We start from the raw sequence: 12,879 nt of genomic DNA, 5'->3' as shown, positions 1-12,879 counted from the left end.
ATCTCACATACCCCGAGTGAGTTTTATTCGAATGTTACAAGTACGTCGCCTTCATTTACGAAGTCGCCTATTTGAGCATTAACTTTCACAATTTTACCTGCTGTTTCTGCTTCAACCGGAATTTCCATTTTCATTGATTCTAAAATCATGACAGTTTGTCCTACCGTTACTTCTTCACCTTCTTGAACGATGATATTAAATACTGTTCCTGCCATTGTAGATTGGACTTGTTTCATTTTATTTCCTCCTTTTGTTGTTCGAGCCATTGCGGCAATACCGCAGTAGTATAAGTTCCATCTTGGAATGCTTTTGCTCCTAAAAATTCTTGGAACAAATGTACATTTGTTTTAATACCTTCAATCGTAACAGATGAAAAGAATTTTTGTGCTTTAATAATCGCTTCATCTCGTGTTTCAGATTGAATAATTACTTTTGCAATCATTGGGTCATAGAAAGGCGTTACTGTATTTCCTTCTTCATAACCTGCATCAATTCGGATGTCTTCTGTTGATCCCCATTGAAGTTTTTTAATATTTCCTGGAGAAGGGAAGAACGTTTTTGGATCTTCAGCATAAATTCGAAACTCAATTGCGTGTCCTTTTGACTGTATATCTGCTTGATTAATCACCGGAAGAAGCTCGCCCTTAGCGACTTTTAATTGCCACTCTACTAAGTCAAAACCTGTTACTGCCTCCGTCACTGGGTGCTCAACTTGAAGTCTTGTATTCATTTCTAAGAAATAGAATTGATTATCTTCATCCACAATAAATTCAACAGTCCCTGCATTACGATAATTTACTGCTTTAGCAGCATCAACTGCCGCTTGTAATAATCGTTCGAGAGCAGGTTTCGGGAAATTCGGTGAAGGAGACTCTTCAATCACTTTTTGGTTACGACGTTGAACTGAACAGTTTCGTTCAAACAAATGCACAGTATTACCGTGTGTGTCACCGAAAATTTGAACTTCAATGTGACGTCCGCCAGAAATATACTTTTCTAAAAAGACGACATCGTCTCCGAAGTAAGCCTTTGCACGTGTTTTCACGGAAACAAAGTTCTGACTGAGCGCTTGTTCATTATCACAGCGAATCATACCGATTCCACCGCCACCACTGCTTGCTTTAAGCATGATTGGGTAACCTATAAGTTTAGCTTCTTGGATGGCCTCTTCAAGCGTTTCTATACCATCATCAGTACCTGGCACTACCGGCACACCTGCTGCTTTCATCGTTTGACGAGAACCAATCTTATCGCCCATAGTATCTATTGTTTGTGGATCTGGACCGATAAAAATCATGCCCGCTTCTTCAATCTTACGCGCAAAACTTGAATTCTCTGACAGTAGACCATAACCCGGATGAATAGCGTCAACCCCTTCACGCTTAGCTAATGCTAAAATATCATCCACTTTTAAATACGATTGTTGCACTTGGCTTGGACCAATTAAAAATGCTGAGTCTGCTTCTTTTACATAAGGTAAATCAGCATCTGCTTCAGCATAAATTGCTACTGTTTCAATATTTAACTTTTTACATGTTTTGATAATACGTCGTGCAATTTCTCCCCTGTTTGCAATTAACACTTTTTGCATTAGTTGTCCCCCTAAGTTATTCGAACATTAAGTTCCATCTACCTTAGTCTATACGAAAAATGAAAACTATTTCAAGTTTTATTAAAGAAATATTCAAACTAGACAAAAAAATAAGCTGTTTCTTTAAAGATTTAATCTTTAAAGAGACAGCTTTATGAAAATACATTAGTTTTTTTGATGTACAAAGGGACTTTCTAAACATACTCGCTGAATTTGTTGCACATATGTTTTCAACTGAGCATGTTCTTTTTGTAGTCTATTATGCGCTTCTAATAATTCATCATAACTAGACATCGCTTGCTTTAAATGTGTATGCATTGGATGTTGATATTTTTGTTTCGCATTATTTAAGTCTTGTCCATACGTATGTCTTAATGTTTTATTCCATCTAAATCCACAAGCCTGTTTTGTTCTTGAAAGTTTTTCAGCAGCTACTTCAAATGCATAAATTTGTGTGCCACCATTTTTCACTATTTCCAAAACAGTAGTTACTAATTTTTGGTCATCATCAGGAGTCCATTGATCTTTTCTTTTCACTTCATTCATATCATCTTCACCTCGCGTTTTTTCTACTATATGACGCAAGGAAAAAAAATAGAAGTCGGTGAACAATCTATTCAAGTTATTTTCGTTTCTTTAAGAACTTTTGAACAGCCTCATGATGCTCATCAGCTGCCCATAGCTTTGAACAAGTTTTGACTTCTTCTTTTATTTGCTCTAGTAGCTTTTGCTCAGTCCATTTACGTATTAACATCTGTTTATAGGCTCGGTGAACAGATGCTTCTACTTGTTTCATCTCATGCACAAACGTTTCTAACGCTTGTTCTTTGTTACCGTCGTATAGTTGCGTTGCCCAGCCATTATCTAAAAGGCTATGCGCAAGTAAAGGTTTCGCTTCACATAACATTTGCATAGCTATATCTTGCCTAGCTAATTTTTCAAATAAATATGTTCCACCACCCCAACCACTAGTAATAGCAAGGGACCCTTGAATAAATCCAGCTTTTGCGTGTGAAGATACTAATCGGAAGTCACATGCTGTGGCAATTTCACAGCCACCTCCGACCGCATGTCCATTGACAAGTGCAATGACAGGCACAGGAAGGGTTGCGATATTATATAGGGCAGTCGCCATTCGGTTAAGCATGGGAAAAGCATCTTCCTCTGTTTGGAGTCCGTGAAAGATAGACAAATCTCCTCCAGAACAAAACGCTTCATTACCTTCGCCTGTAATGACGACAAATTGTATAGTTGAATCATTATGTACAGATGTAACTAGACTCTCAAATCCAGCAATGACTTCGTGATTTATTGCATTACGAACTTTAGGTCGGTTTATGGTGAAACGTAAAATATTTTCCTCACGATTTATGGTGAATGTCATGTGCAGTAGCCTCCTAGTAAATAGAGAAAAAGACTACCAGAGAGCCATGGTCTCTCTGGTAGTCTTTATATTGAACAAATACTGAATTATTTGCTCATTACTTCTTTCCCTTTGTAATATCCGCATGATTTACAAATATGGTGAGCCAATTTTGATTCATTACAGTTTGGACAAGCTACCATACCAGGTAGGGATAATTTGAAATGCGTACGACGCTTTCGTTTAACTGCTTTAGAAGTCTTTCTAAACGGTACAGCCATTGTGGCACCTCCTTACAGATCGTTATTCGTCTGTTTGATCAAAATACTTAGCTAAATCAGCAAGTCTAGGATCCGATTTTTTAGGTTCATTTTCTTCTTTCACAGACAATTCCTCTTCTGTTAAGTACGACCAGTTTTTGCCGCCAGCAATCGGTAGATGGTTAGCATCTTCCTTAAACACTTGAAAAGGAATTTCGACTAGAATTAATTCTTCAAGTACAGGGTCGACATTTACAACATCACCTTCTACATAATGAATTTCTCCATCGTCTACCTTATGTTTTTCTGACCAACTAAAAAGCTCATCGGTTTGAATATCAAACGGATACTCAACATCTTCCCATGTTCGAGAACATGGTAAAGTTAGGATGCCTGTCAGTTGAAAATGACAAGTCATTTGCTCTGCACCGAATGTGCAGTGCCCTTTTACATGAACGGGTGATATTTTCCGGATGTCCGGGTTACGTGTCATAACATCATCCAATAGAATCGTTTCATCAATTGGCATCCCGTTATGGCGATATTTAGATAGTTGATGAATTGCCCATTTCATTCGTTTATCACCTCAAGACAACAAAGTTGATTATATAATGCAGGAAATTAGATGTCAAGATAATTTCTTGTCACTCCAATTTTTGACCCGTATAATCAATAGTAATGATAGGGGGTCAACAACTTGAAAGCAACCGGTATAATCGTTGAACATAATCCATTTCATAACGGACATTTATATCATATCAAAGAATCAAGAAAAAAAACAGCGGCAGATATTATTATTGCGGTTATGAGCGGAAACTTTTTACAACGAGGAGAACCAGCACTTGTAAACAAGTGGACACGAACTGAAATGGCCTTAAAGGCTGGTGTTGATATCGTGATCGAACTCCCTTATGTATTTGCAACCGCACAAGCTAGCGACTTTGCACGTGGTTCAATTGATTTATTAGAAGCTATTGGGTGTGATGATTTTTGTTTTGGTAGTGAAGAAGGTTCTATAGAACCCTTTGCTCGCTCATATGAAGTAATTACTACACATCAAGAGGATTACCAAAAATTGATCAAACAATACATGAAGCTTGGTTTAAGTTATCCAAAAGCGTTAAATGAGGCTTACACTGAGATAACAAGCAACTCAGAAATAAATTTTGTGGACTTATCAAAACCAAACAATATTCTTGGCTATCATTATTTAGAAGCAGCGTATCAAATAAATGCGCGTATTAAACCTGTTACCATCCAACGCGTTGTAGCTAATTACCATGATGACGTAGAACACAGTCAATCAATTGCAAGCGCTACAGGCATACGTAAGGCTATTTTCGATGATGGATCAATCGAAGCATTGGCAAACTTTATGCCACAAACATCTCTTGAACATTTATTAAACTGGAAAGATTCGATTGGTGTATTTGGTAGCTGGCAACAGTTTTGGCCCTTACTCCGATTTACGATTATTCGTTCTTCTGTAAAAGAACTTGCCACATACGCAGAAGTGACAGAAGGAATAGAGCATTTAATTTACGAAGCAGCAAAGAAATGTGAGACATTTGAAGAATTTATGGCATGTGTGAAATCTAAAAGATACACCTGGACACGTATTCAGCGGATGCTCACACATATTTATACAGGTTTTACGTGGGAAGCTTTAAATTCACATAAAAATCCGAAATATATTCGAGTGCTTGGCATGACACACAATGGACAGAAATACCTTAATCATAAGAAAAAAAATCTTTCATTGCCTCTCGTTAGTCGAGTAGCCGCAATAAAAGACTCTTTATTAGATTTAGATATTCATGCATCTGATTTATATCATTTGGGACTACAATCAAATAAAATTAAGCAGCCCACTGGATTTGATTATCGAAATCCACCCATTATCATCTAAAATTATTTTTTCGGCTCAAGTTTTTCTATAAATTCAAGTGCATCATCTACTGTTTTGACAGGCACGATTTTCATCTTCGTGCCTATTTTTTCAGCCATTTCTTTAGCTTCTAAGTAATTAGAACGCAAAGAAGGATTTTTTTTCAAAACTTCCTCCGGTAACACATCGTCTGGTGCAAAGAAAACCTCTACATCCGCTTTATCAGCAGTAATTACTTTTAAATCAATCCCACCTATACGACCAACTTCACCAGTATCTTTCATTGTGCCTGTTCCAGCCATAGAATAGCCTTTTGTTAAATCTTCATCCATTAACTGATTTAAGATTTCTAGTGTAAACATTAAGCCAGCTGAAGGACCACCAATTTCCTCTGATTTAATCTTCACTGTTGGAGAAGTAGTAATATCTTTATCTTCACTAAATGAAATACCAAGACCTGCTCTACTTTCATCAGACGGGATTGGTTTTAATTCAATTTCGATTGTCTCCAATTTTTCATCACGCTTTATTTTTAAAGTGATGATCTCCCCTACTTTTTTATCTTTCAAATAGTCAATTAAACTTTGTTGGTCACTACTTTCAATACCATCAATTTGCATGATTCTGTCTCCAGCTTTAAGTAAACCGTCGGCCGCTCCATTTGGTAATACATTTAATATAAATATACCTTTAGTAGTTATTTCATATGGTTTTCCTGCTTTTTTAAATGCAATTTGTATCGCATTAAACTGTGATTGTGACATGAGATGCAATTGACGAACCGTATATTCTTCATCATCTTCATCAGGATTTCTCACATGATTTGATTGCAATATTTTTTGTTCATCAGACACTTTAGCCCACGCATATGTAAATGGTGTAGCTTTTGCTAAACCTATGGTCATTAAACTCATAGATCCTTCATCATCTTGGTCCCCATCTTGCACAGTTACTAACGGTTTTAGAGGATAAGCTCCTCCAGGTTTTGTGATGTAAGCATCAACAGGATAAAAAGTAGCGCTTACTAGAAAAATACAAATCAAGAAAAAACTAATCGTACTTTTCTTTGGCATGTTTACTCACCTCCATGATGACAAGCATTCTTTATGCATATATATAGTTTAGCACTTTAACTTTACTTCTGACAAAACGGTTGAAACGGGGTATTCTCACATGCTACATAAAACCAATCTATTCATTTGTTGGTTTCTAATGATATTGTTTATCTTTATGCCTGAAATTACTCATCAAGGTGCACAACTAGGAATTGAAGTTTTTTTAAAGCGTCTGTTACCTTATTTATTACCATATTTAGTCGTCTCTCAATGGTTGTTGTATGAACTTTACAAAAAAAATAAATGGCAATCTCATGTGGGCAATAGTATCAAAATATATACAATTGGTGCTTTTGGTGGTTTTCCGACAGGTGCAGCCACTATCTCAACACTTGCACAATCAAGCATGATTAGTAAACGTCACGCTAGTCACTTACTTGGCATTTGTCATGCACCTAGCCCAATGTTTGTTGTAGGCGTTGTTGGTAGCCAATTTCTTTTATCCGTCAATACAGGTATCTTAATATTGATAATTCTACATAGTATCAATCTCATTTTTTTAGTATTTCTTCATGTGTTTATTCCCATGCCTACTCTTCCAAAAAATGACCAAGTGGCAAAGTCTGTTTCTTCTCCACTAAGTGAAGGCATCCATCAAGCTTCTTCTATTTTACTCTTAGTAGCAACTACAGTTGTGTTCTTCACAACCATTAGTACGGTCATCAGAGAAAGTATGACATTTATTTTTGATGAAATACCTAATCAAGTAACCGTTATCATTTATTCTTTTTTTGAAATGACAGCTGGGCTAGAAATAGCTCACCAGTTGTTTCAGATGGAGGCACTTTTTCCTCTTTTAGCTGTCTCCATTCTTTCCTTTAACGGCTTGAGTATACATATGCAAATTTTTGTATTGGCAAAATCAGCTCAACTGTCGTTAAGACCATATGTTATGTATCGTTTATTCCATTTTCTTTTATTTGTAGGAAGTTGTTTTCTTTTCCTTTAAATAAAATCAAGGAGCTTGCTTTTTATTTAAAACCAAATTTCATTTTCAATGCTGCTTCCACTTGTTTAGGTACTAATTCAGAAATATTCCCACCATATTTGGCAACTTCTTTTACAATGCTTGAACTTAGGAATGAATATTGATTATTTGTCATGATAAAAAACGTTTCAATTTTTTCATTAAGAACTCTGTTCATTGACGTGATTTGCATTTCGTACTCAAAATCTGAGACAGCTCGTAAACCTCTGACAATGGCATGTGCATTGACATTTTTAGCGTATTCTACAAGTAAACCAGAAAAAGAATCAACATGAACATTGGGTAAAGAAGCTGTCACTTCACTAATCAAAGCCATTCTTTCTTCAACCGTAAATAGTGATTTTTTAGATGAATTATTTAATACGACCACATGAATCTCATCAAAAACAGATGCACCTCGCTTAATAATATCTAAATGACCAAATGTTATGGGGTCAAAACTTCCTGGAACCACTGCAATCTTAGACATTTCTTTCTCCTTCTTCCTGTCGATAAATCGAAATAATTGTGCTACCATATATTTCTTTTCTAGTCAGAGTAAACGATCCGTAATGACTTTTAAGGTCCACTCCTTTTTCATGTTCACATAAAATGATGGCATCTTCCGTCAATAAGTTTTTATCAACGAACTGTTCAATTAATTCATAATAGCCTACTTTTTGATAAGGTGGATCCAAAAAAAGTAAGTCTATACGAGCTTGTCTTTTCTCTAAAGCTTTGATTGCACGAGTCGCATCTGCTTTATACACTTCCGCTTGATCTTCTAATTTACACTTTTTTAAATTTTCATAAATTACGGGTATGGCATGTGGGTCCTTTTCAATAAATATACATGTGTCTATACCACGACTGAGCGATTCAATGCCAAGTCCCCCGCTCCCCGCAAATAAATCGACAGCAAGTCCACCATCAAAATAGGGTCCAATCATATTAAAAATCGATTCTTTCACTTTATCAGTTGTTGGTCTGGTGCCTGTTCCTGGCACTGCTTTCAAAGGAAGCCCTTTGCGTGTTCCAGATATTACTCTCATGTAGTTCCTCCTTGTCCGATTCACCGGTATTCATATAGGCATACCTATTTTTTTTCGTATGCTTCATAGCTAATGCCGTGATAAGATGACTGTATGGAAAGGATGTGTCATTCTCTTATGATTCAACGCTTTATTGAACTCGGAGAAGGTTATAGCGATATTTATGAATGGATGGAATTACTTGAAACAAATGAAGGTCGTTTTCACAATGTATGTATTTTCACATCAGTTTTAAAGGACGTCAAAAAATTAAGTGTTGCCCTTATTTTAAAGCCAGCAAGTGAAAGCAAATTTATGCCTATTTACTTCTGTCGAGAAGGTATTGAATATTCACTTGAAAAAACGAGCAAACGAATCCAATTAGTCGAAAAGACGATGAAGGAAAAAAATTACTCCCCACACCGTCTAGAAGTTAAACATTCATCCTATTTTGCAGAACCAGCTTTGTATCATCAGTATTTAACAGGGGTACTGAGATTGCATCATATATTGCCACCTCTAAGCTAACTTATAAGCCAGTTTTGTAATCATATTCTTTCGCTTTATCTGGTTTAGAATTTTCATATTCAGTTTTCACAAAAGGACGGTAAGATGGGCTGACTTCTTTAACAAACGGAAGTTTCTGTAACTTCGTTGAAATTGTTTCAATTTGATCGAGGTCGCAATACATTACAACATACTTTAGTTTTCGAGAAATATATTGAACATGGCCATATTTTCTCAGCGATTTCGCTTGTTTTAAATGATGCACATATACAATTAGTCCTTGTCGGTCATTCATGCGAGTTCCCTCTTTTCTTACTTAGAAGAATACCATATGAAGGAAAATGTTCGCAACTGCTTGAAGCCTGCCAATTTATTTAATGGGATAAAAACGGTTGAAATCCTTATTCATCTGTTGATAAGAATAAGGAGAAAGGCTTCAAAAAAGATTTATTTGAAATTTGGAATACATGAGGTTTTCATTATTTTATTTCTTAGATAAAATTTGTAGGTATGTGAATGCTGGTAAACGGGGCAAAGTTGGAAAGCGTATTACGAAACTCGTTACCGGAAGGCAAACACAAAACACATTTAATAAATTATTTCGATTAAGATTTTACTTACATGCTATTTACATAGAGGTTCCTAAAACCCCTCTTTGTTGATCTAGCTAAAACTACCCAATTCTTTCTTTGGTGAATTCTAGCTAAGTGGCATATACCACTTTCTAATTGCTATAATTTCCTTTATAATAACAAAAGCAATATTTGCATGAGGAGGAATTATGTATGGGAAAGAAGACAAAAGTAGCAATTGCAATAGCAGCAGCTGGTGCCGCTGCTTGGGCAGGCTCTAAAGCTATCTCAAAACCTCAAAAACGACAAGATAAAGTATCACTGCAGTATGAACATCCAATTATTTTAGCTCATCGTGGTGGCTCTCTAATAGCCCCTGAAAACTCAATGGTCGCTTTCAAAAAATCAGCGGAACTTGGTGTCCACGGATTTGAAATTGACATTAGACTAACAAAAAATGAAGAAATCATAGTTTTTCATGACGAATATGTAGATCGTACAACTGACGGTTCTGGACGTGTTGCTGATCTGACACTTTCTGAACTAAAGGCTTTTGATCTTGGTTATCAGTTTGTTAATGACCATCAAGAATTTGAGTATCGCGGTCAAGGTGAAACAGTCATTACGCTAAGAGAATTGTTTGAAGAGTTTCCACAAATGTTAATTAATATTGATATGAAGGATTCTCCTGAAACATATGAAGGTAGTTTAATTCCTTCAAAATTATGGCGATTAATTGAAGAACTTAACGTTCAAAACCGTATTGTCGTCACAAGTTTCTATGACGAACAAATCGACAGATTCAATTTATATGCACAAAATTCTGTAGCTTTAGGTGCTGGCGTAAAAGAAGTTCGTAAAGCATATTCTGCGTTTACAAGTCAATTTGGACATTTATATCATCCTCGTGCAGACGTAGTTCAAATTCCAGTAAAATCTGGTGTTTTCCCTTTAGATAGTGAAGGATTTATTAACTTCTTAACCAACTTAAATGTATCTGTTCATTACTGGACCATTAATGATTCTCAAACAATAGAAAGACTATTACAATTAGGTGCAAAGGGAATTATTACAGACCGACCCGATTTAGCATTGTCATTGCTCCCTGACAATTTTGCATAAGAAAAAGGATGTGCGAGTAATAAGCACATCCTTTTTCTTATGACATTCAATCCTTTAAAACGGTCTAGACCCGAAGCTTTTATAATTAAGCTGAACAGCCGCAAGAACCACCAGTTCCACAACTTCCTGTGCTACAAGATGATGCAGTTGTAAAGAACGGATTGCTTACTGGGACCTCGACTGATTCAGATACGGTTTTACCTATTAGTAAGCTGACTCCATCTAACAAATCTTGTAATTCGTTTTCAGCTAATTTTAAAGTGGCAACGCGTTCATTCATATCGAGTGCGCGTTTTTGTACACGAATAGACTTCATCACTTGTTGATAGTCAGGATGATACCTTCCGAAGCGTTGAACTTCTTCATACTGTTCTTTTAAACGTGTAAAAGAAGCAATTTGTATTTTTAATAAGTCATCTGTATAGACTTCAAAATAAGCTTCTTTAAAGCGTTCAGCCTGTTCGGAGGATAAAATCATCTGAGTTAAACTATCTCCTTCATCCATGATGTTTGCCCATTCTAATGTCATCATCATCGGACATTCCCCCAATCTATTCTTATCATAACAGATTGACTGACGAAATTAAATCAACTGAATTTGCTAAAATTTAGGAACATTGAAATGAAAGAACAGCTATACACGCAATTTCAAAATATTATCGAGCAGTCCACAAACGAAGATTTATCCATAATTATTAATTGGATGGATGGTTAAAAAAAGAAACAATCTGGGGAACTATCCACCTATTTAGAAACTGGTTTACATATGGAATAAATGTTGACTGACGATTCCTGCATGGTTACAATCCAATGCAAACCATTCACTTCTGAAAGAATTTACAGTTGTTACGACGAACTTATCCATACATTATTTAGCAACAGCTACGACAAAAGGTCATTTACATCATGCTGCCTTTTCTCATAAAGGCCGAAAAACGATATATATAGTTCCTGATGATCAAAAAAAGCATTGCCAATTGTACAACTTCATTTTTCGCTATTCCCATTTAGTAGAAAATGAAGATAAAATTGTCCGAACGGTTAATTCATCAGAAAAAGGAACTATATGCTTACCAATGTGTTGTGTCGCCTCATGCCCCTTCCCAGCAATGCATAGTAAGTCTCCAGGCTGACATGAGCGCAGTGCCTGTTCAATTGCAGTTGCTCGATCAATTTCTATATGGATTCTATTAGATGGCGGTAAATCTTTAATGATTTGCTGACAGATTTTTAAGGGATCTTCTGAACGAGGATTATCCGATGTAACCCATAAGTTCTGCGCGTAAAGTGCTGCAATTTCACCCATTTCACTACGTTTAGATTGATCACGTTCGCCTCCACACCCAAATACAACAAGTAGTCTCCCTTGTGTTATTTGCGCTGCAGATGAAAGAAAGTAATTCAAAGCTTCGGGCGTATGTGCATAATCAATGACGACTTTAAACGGCTGATTGATGATAAATTGAAATCTACCTAAAGGTAATGTTAATTGTGGAAGAAAAGGAATAATCGAGGTCATTGGAATACCCATTTGCCTAACAGTCGCAATGGCTGCTGCAATATTTAATATATTGTAAATTCCCGTAAACTCCACTTCAAAGGAAACTTCTTTTCCTTCATCATTGACCTTCAAGTTCATCGATAACGGTTTTAATTCTTCTAACGATATATGCTGCTTTCCAAACCATTTAAGTTCCTTATTACTTTTTTTTCCAATTTCATACCAAAATGGATCGTCTTCGTTTATAACTATTTTATTTGCTAAATGCATTAATCTGCATTTGGCATTTCTGTAAGCATTTACTCCGTTGTGATCTTCTATATGATCATGACCAATATTTAGAAAAACACCTTGTTTAATTGAACAATGGTCCAATCTATGTTGCTCTAACCCCATTGAAGACGCTTCAATAATCACGTGAGTTATGTTCATTTTTAAAAGTCTCATAAAAGTCTCATGTAGATAAGGTGCAGGCCATGTCGTTAATCTCGGGAATTCTTCTTCTATTTTTTTACCATCAATAGAAAGTCCGAGAGTCCCTATCACAGCAGTTTTATATCCAAGAAATGTGAGTATTTGACCAATTAGATGACTTACAGTTGTCTTTCCGTTCGTTCCAGTAACTGCTACAACGTGTAATCTTTCTGAGGGATTGCCATGAATGCGAGAGCTCGCATGTGAAAGAAAACTCCTTGTATTTGGCACAATTCCAAAAGCAACATTTTGGCTTCCCCGATCATCTTCCCTCTCTTCCGATATGATACAAACAGCACCATTTCTTATAGCTTCGTCTATATAGCTAGCACCATTGGCATGTCTTCCTTTAATCACAACAAAAACATCACCTGGTTTCACGTCTCTCGAATCATCTTTGACGCCGTTTATCCATTCGTTAATTGACCCATGTAACCACGTACACGGCCAGTCTTTTAATAACTCAGCAATGACAAATGCCATTGTAA

General features: G+C 36.2%; 16 protein-coding genes. 4 read left to right on the top strand and 12 right to left on the bottom strand.

Going from position 1 to position 12,879, the window contains the following annotated elements:
- Positions 1 to 23 precede the first annotated feature (23 nt).
- From C406_RS0104190 to C406_RS0104165, 6 genes are all read right to left on the bottom strand, one after another.
- Positions 24 to 236, bottom strand: coding sequence for an acetyl-CoA carboxylase biotin carboxyl carrier protein subunit (locus C406_RS0104190; protein WP_017379342.1), 213 nt, complete (start codon positions 234 to 236; stop codon positions 24 to 26).
- Positions 233 to 1,591 (bottom strand): acetyl-CoA carboxylase biotin carboxylase subunit, encoded by a 1,359-nt coding sequence (locus C406_RS0104185; RefSeq protein ID WP_017379341.1) that lies wholly within the window; start codon positions 1,589 to 1,591, stop codon positions 233 to 235. The genes C406_RS0104190 and C406_RS0104185 overlap by 4 nt, the downstream gene beginning before the upstream one ends.
- 165 nt (positions 1,592 to 1,756) lie before the next feature.
- Complete coding sequence (locus C406_RS0104180) at positions 1,757 to 2,137, bottom strand: hypothetical protein (RefSeq protein WP_017379340.1); 381 nt, start codon at positions 2,135 to 2,137, stop codon at positions 1,757 to 1,759.
- 76 nt (positions 2,138 to 2,213) lie between these two features.
- A complete protein-coding gene (locus tag C406_RS0104175) occupies positions 2,214 to 2,975 on the bottom strand; it encodes an enoyl-CoA hydratase/isomerase family protein (RefSeq protein ID WP_017379339.1) in 762 nt (253 codons plus the stop codon).
- A gap of 86 nt (positions 2,976 to 3,061) precedes the next feature.
- Complete coding sequence (gene rpmF, locus C406_RS0104170) at positions 3,062 to 3,235, bottom strand: 50S ribosomal protein L32 (protein WP_017379338.1); 174 nt, start codon at positions 3,233 to 3,235, stop codon at positions 3,062 to 3,064.
- Positions 3,236 to 3,257: 22 nt separating this feature from the next.
- Positions 3,258 to 3,788 carry a YceD family protein gene (locus C406_RS0104165; protein WP_017379337.1) on the bottom strand — a complete coding sequence of 177 codons (531 nt, stop codon included), beginning with the start codon at positions 3,786 to 3,788 and terminating at the stop codon, positions 3,258 to 3,260.
- A gap of 123 nt (positions 3,789 to 3,911) precedes the next feature.
- Between C406_RS0104165 and C406_RS0104160 the strand changes: the two genes are divergently transcribed.
- Positions 3,912 to 5,123, top strand: coding sequence for a nucleotidyltransferase (locus tag C406_RS0104160; protein WP_017379336.1), 1,212 nt, complete (start codon positions 3,912 to 3,914; stop codon positions 5,121 to 5,123).
- A 2-nt stretch (positions 5,124 to 5,125) separates the two neighbouring features.
- Here the strand turns inward: C406_RS0104160 and C406_RS0104155 are convergent, their stop codons facing one another.
- Positions 5,126 to 6,175, bottom strand: a complete 1,050-nt coding sequence (locus C406_RS0104155; RefSeq protein WP_017379335.1) for a SepM family pheromone-processing serine protease — start codon at positions 6,173 to 6,175, stop codon at positions 5,126 to 5,128.
- Positions 6,176 to 6,332: 157 nt separating this feature from the next.
- Between C406_RS0104155 and C406_RS0104150 the strand changes: the two genes are divergently transcribed.
- Positions 6,333 to 7,166, top strand: a complete 834-nt coding sequence (locus C406_RS0104150; protein WP_237740506.1) for a hypothetical protein — start codon at positions 6,333 to 6,335, stop codon at positions 7,164 to 7,166.
- Positions 7,167 to 7,188: 22 nt separating this feature from the next.
- Here the strand turns inward: C406_RS0104150 and coaD are convergent, their stop codons facing one another.
- Together coaD and rsmD are read right to left on the bottom strand one after the other, a co-directional pair.
- Complete coding sequence (gene coaD / locus C406_RS0104145) at positions 7,189 to 7,674, bottom strand: pantetheine-phosphate adenylyltransferase (RefSeq protein WP_017379333.1); 486 nt, start codon at positions 7,672 to 7,674, stop codon at positions 7,189 to 7,191.
- A complete protein-coding gene (gene rsmD / locus C406_RS0104140; protein WP_017379332.1) occupies positions 7,667 to 8,236 on the bottom strand; it encodes a 16S rRNA (guanine(966)-N(2))-methyltransferase RsmD in 570 nt (189 codons plus the stop codon). The genes coaD and rsmD overlap by 8 nt, the downstream gene beginning before the upstream one ends.
- Positions 8,237 to 8,353: 117 nt before the next feature.
- On the opposite strand from rsmD, the gene C406_RS0104135 reads away from it, so the two are divergent.
- A complete protein-coding gene (locus C406_RS0104135; RefSeq protein ID WP_017379331.1) occupies positions 8,354 to 8,743 on the top strand; it encodes a DUF7147 family protein in 390 nt (129 codons plus the stop codon).
- A gap of 1 nt (position 8,744) precedes the next feature.
- On the opposite strand, the gene C406_RS0104130 is transcribed toward C406_RS0104135, so the two are convergent.
- Positions 8,745 to 9,017, bottom strand: a complete 273-nt coding sequence (locus tag C406_RS0104130) for a YlbG family protein (RefSeq protein WP_017379330.1) — start codon at positions 9,015 to 9,017, stop codon at positions 8,745 to 8,747.
- Positions 9,018 to 9,507: 490 nt separating this feature from the next.
- On the opposite strand from C406_RS0104130, the gene C406_RS0104125 reads away from it, so the two are divergent.
- Positions 9,508 to 10,416: a glycerophosphodiester phosphodiesterase gene (locus C406_RS0104125; protein WP_017379329.1), complete on the top strand. Its 909-nt coding sequence runs from the start codon at positions 9,508 to 9,510 to the stop codon at positions 10,414 to 10,416.
- An 85-nt stretch (positions 10,417 to 10,501) separates the two neighbouring features.
- On the opposite strand, the gene C406_RS0104120 is transcribed toward C406_RS0104125, so the two are convergent.
- Together C406_RS0104120 and C406_RS0104115 are read right to left on the bottom strand one after the other, a co-directional pair.
- Positions 10,502 to 10,951, bottom strand: coding sequence for a YlbF family regulator (locus C406_RS0104120; protein WP_017379328.1), 450 nt, complete (start codon positions 10,949 to 10,951; stop codon positions 10,502 to 10,504).
- A gap of 462 nt (positions 10,952 to 11,413) precedes the next feature.
- Positions 11,414 to 12,874, bottom strand: coding sequence for a UDP-N-acetylmuramoyl-L-alanyl-D-glutamate--2,6-diaminopimelate ligase (locus tag C406_RS0104115; protein WP_017379327.1), 1,461 nt, complete (start codon positions 12,872 to 12,874; stop codon positions 11,414 to 11,416).
- Between the last annotated feature and the right edge of the window lie 5 nt (positions 12,875 to 12,879).

The organism is Paenisporosarcina sp. TG-14 (genome assembly GCF_000297555.1).
Lineage (GTDB): Bacteria > Bacillota > Bacilli > Bacillales_A > Planococcaceae > Paenisporosarcina > Paenisporosarcina antarctica.
Note: the sequence above shows the minus strand (reverse complement) of the source record. Positions and strands in the feature narration are given on the sequence as shown.

Bases quoted from the DNA above. Each gene is read 5' to 3' on its own strand.
- C406_RS0104165 (WP_017379337.1), bottom strand. From the start codon at position 3,788: ATGAAATGGGCAATTCATCAACTATCTAAATATCGCCATAACGGGATG.
- C406_RS0104125 (WP_017379329.1), top strand. From the start codon at position 9,508: ATGGGAAAGAAGACAAAAGTAGCAATTGCAATAGCAGCAGCTGGTGCC.
- C406_RS0104120 (WP_017379328.1), bottom strand. From the start codon at position 10,951: ATGATGATGACATTAGAATGGGCAAACATCATGGATGAAGGAGATAGT.
- C406_RS0104185 (WP_017379341.1), bottom strand. From the start codon at position 1,591: ATGCAAAAAGTGTTAATTGCAAACAGGGGAGAAATTGCACGACGTATT.
- coaD (WP_017379333.1), bottom strand. From the start codon at position 7,674: ATGTCTAAGATTGCAGTGGTTCCAGGAAGTTTTGACCCCATAACATTT.
- C406_RS0104180 (WP_017379340.1), bottom strand. From the start codon at position 2,137: ATGAATGAAGTGAAAAGAAAAGATCAATGGACTCCTGATGATGACCAA.
- C406_RS0104135 (WP_017379331.1), top strand. From the start codon at position 8,354: ATGATTCAACGCTTTATTGAACTCGGAGAAGGTTATAGCGATATTTAT.
- C406_RS0104155 (WP_017379335.1), bottom strand. From the start codon at position 6,175: ATGCCAAAGAAAAGTACGATTAGTTTTTTCTTGATTTGTATTTTTCTA.
- rsmD (WP_017379332.1), bottom strand. From the start codon at position 8,236: ATGAGAGTAATATCTGGAACACGCAAAGGGCTTCCTTTGAAAGCAGTG.
- C406_RS0104115 (WP_017379327.1), bottom strand. From the start codon at position 12,874: ATGGCATTTGTCATTGCTGAGTTATTAAAAGACTGGCCGTGTACGTGG.
- C406_RS0104150 (WP_237740506.1), top strand. From the start codon at position 6,333: ATGCCTGAAATTACTCATCAAGGTGCACAACTAGGAATTGAAGTTTTT.
- C406_RS0104130 (WP_017379330.1), bottom strand. From the start codon at position 9,017: ATGAATGACCGACAAGGACTAATTGTATATGTGCATCATTTAAAACAA.
- rpmF (WP_017379338.1), bottom strand. From the start codon at position 3,235: ATGGCTGTACCGTTTAGAAAGACTTCTAAAGCAGTTAAACGAAAGCGT.
- C406_RS0104190 (WP_017379342.1), bottom strand. From the start codon at position 236: ATGAAACAAGTCCAATCTACAATGGCAGGAACAGTATTTAATATCATC.
- C406_RS0104175 (WP_017379339.1), bottom strand. From the start codon at position 2,975: ATGACATTCACCATAAATCGTGAGGAAAATATTTTACGTTTCACCATA.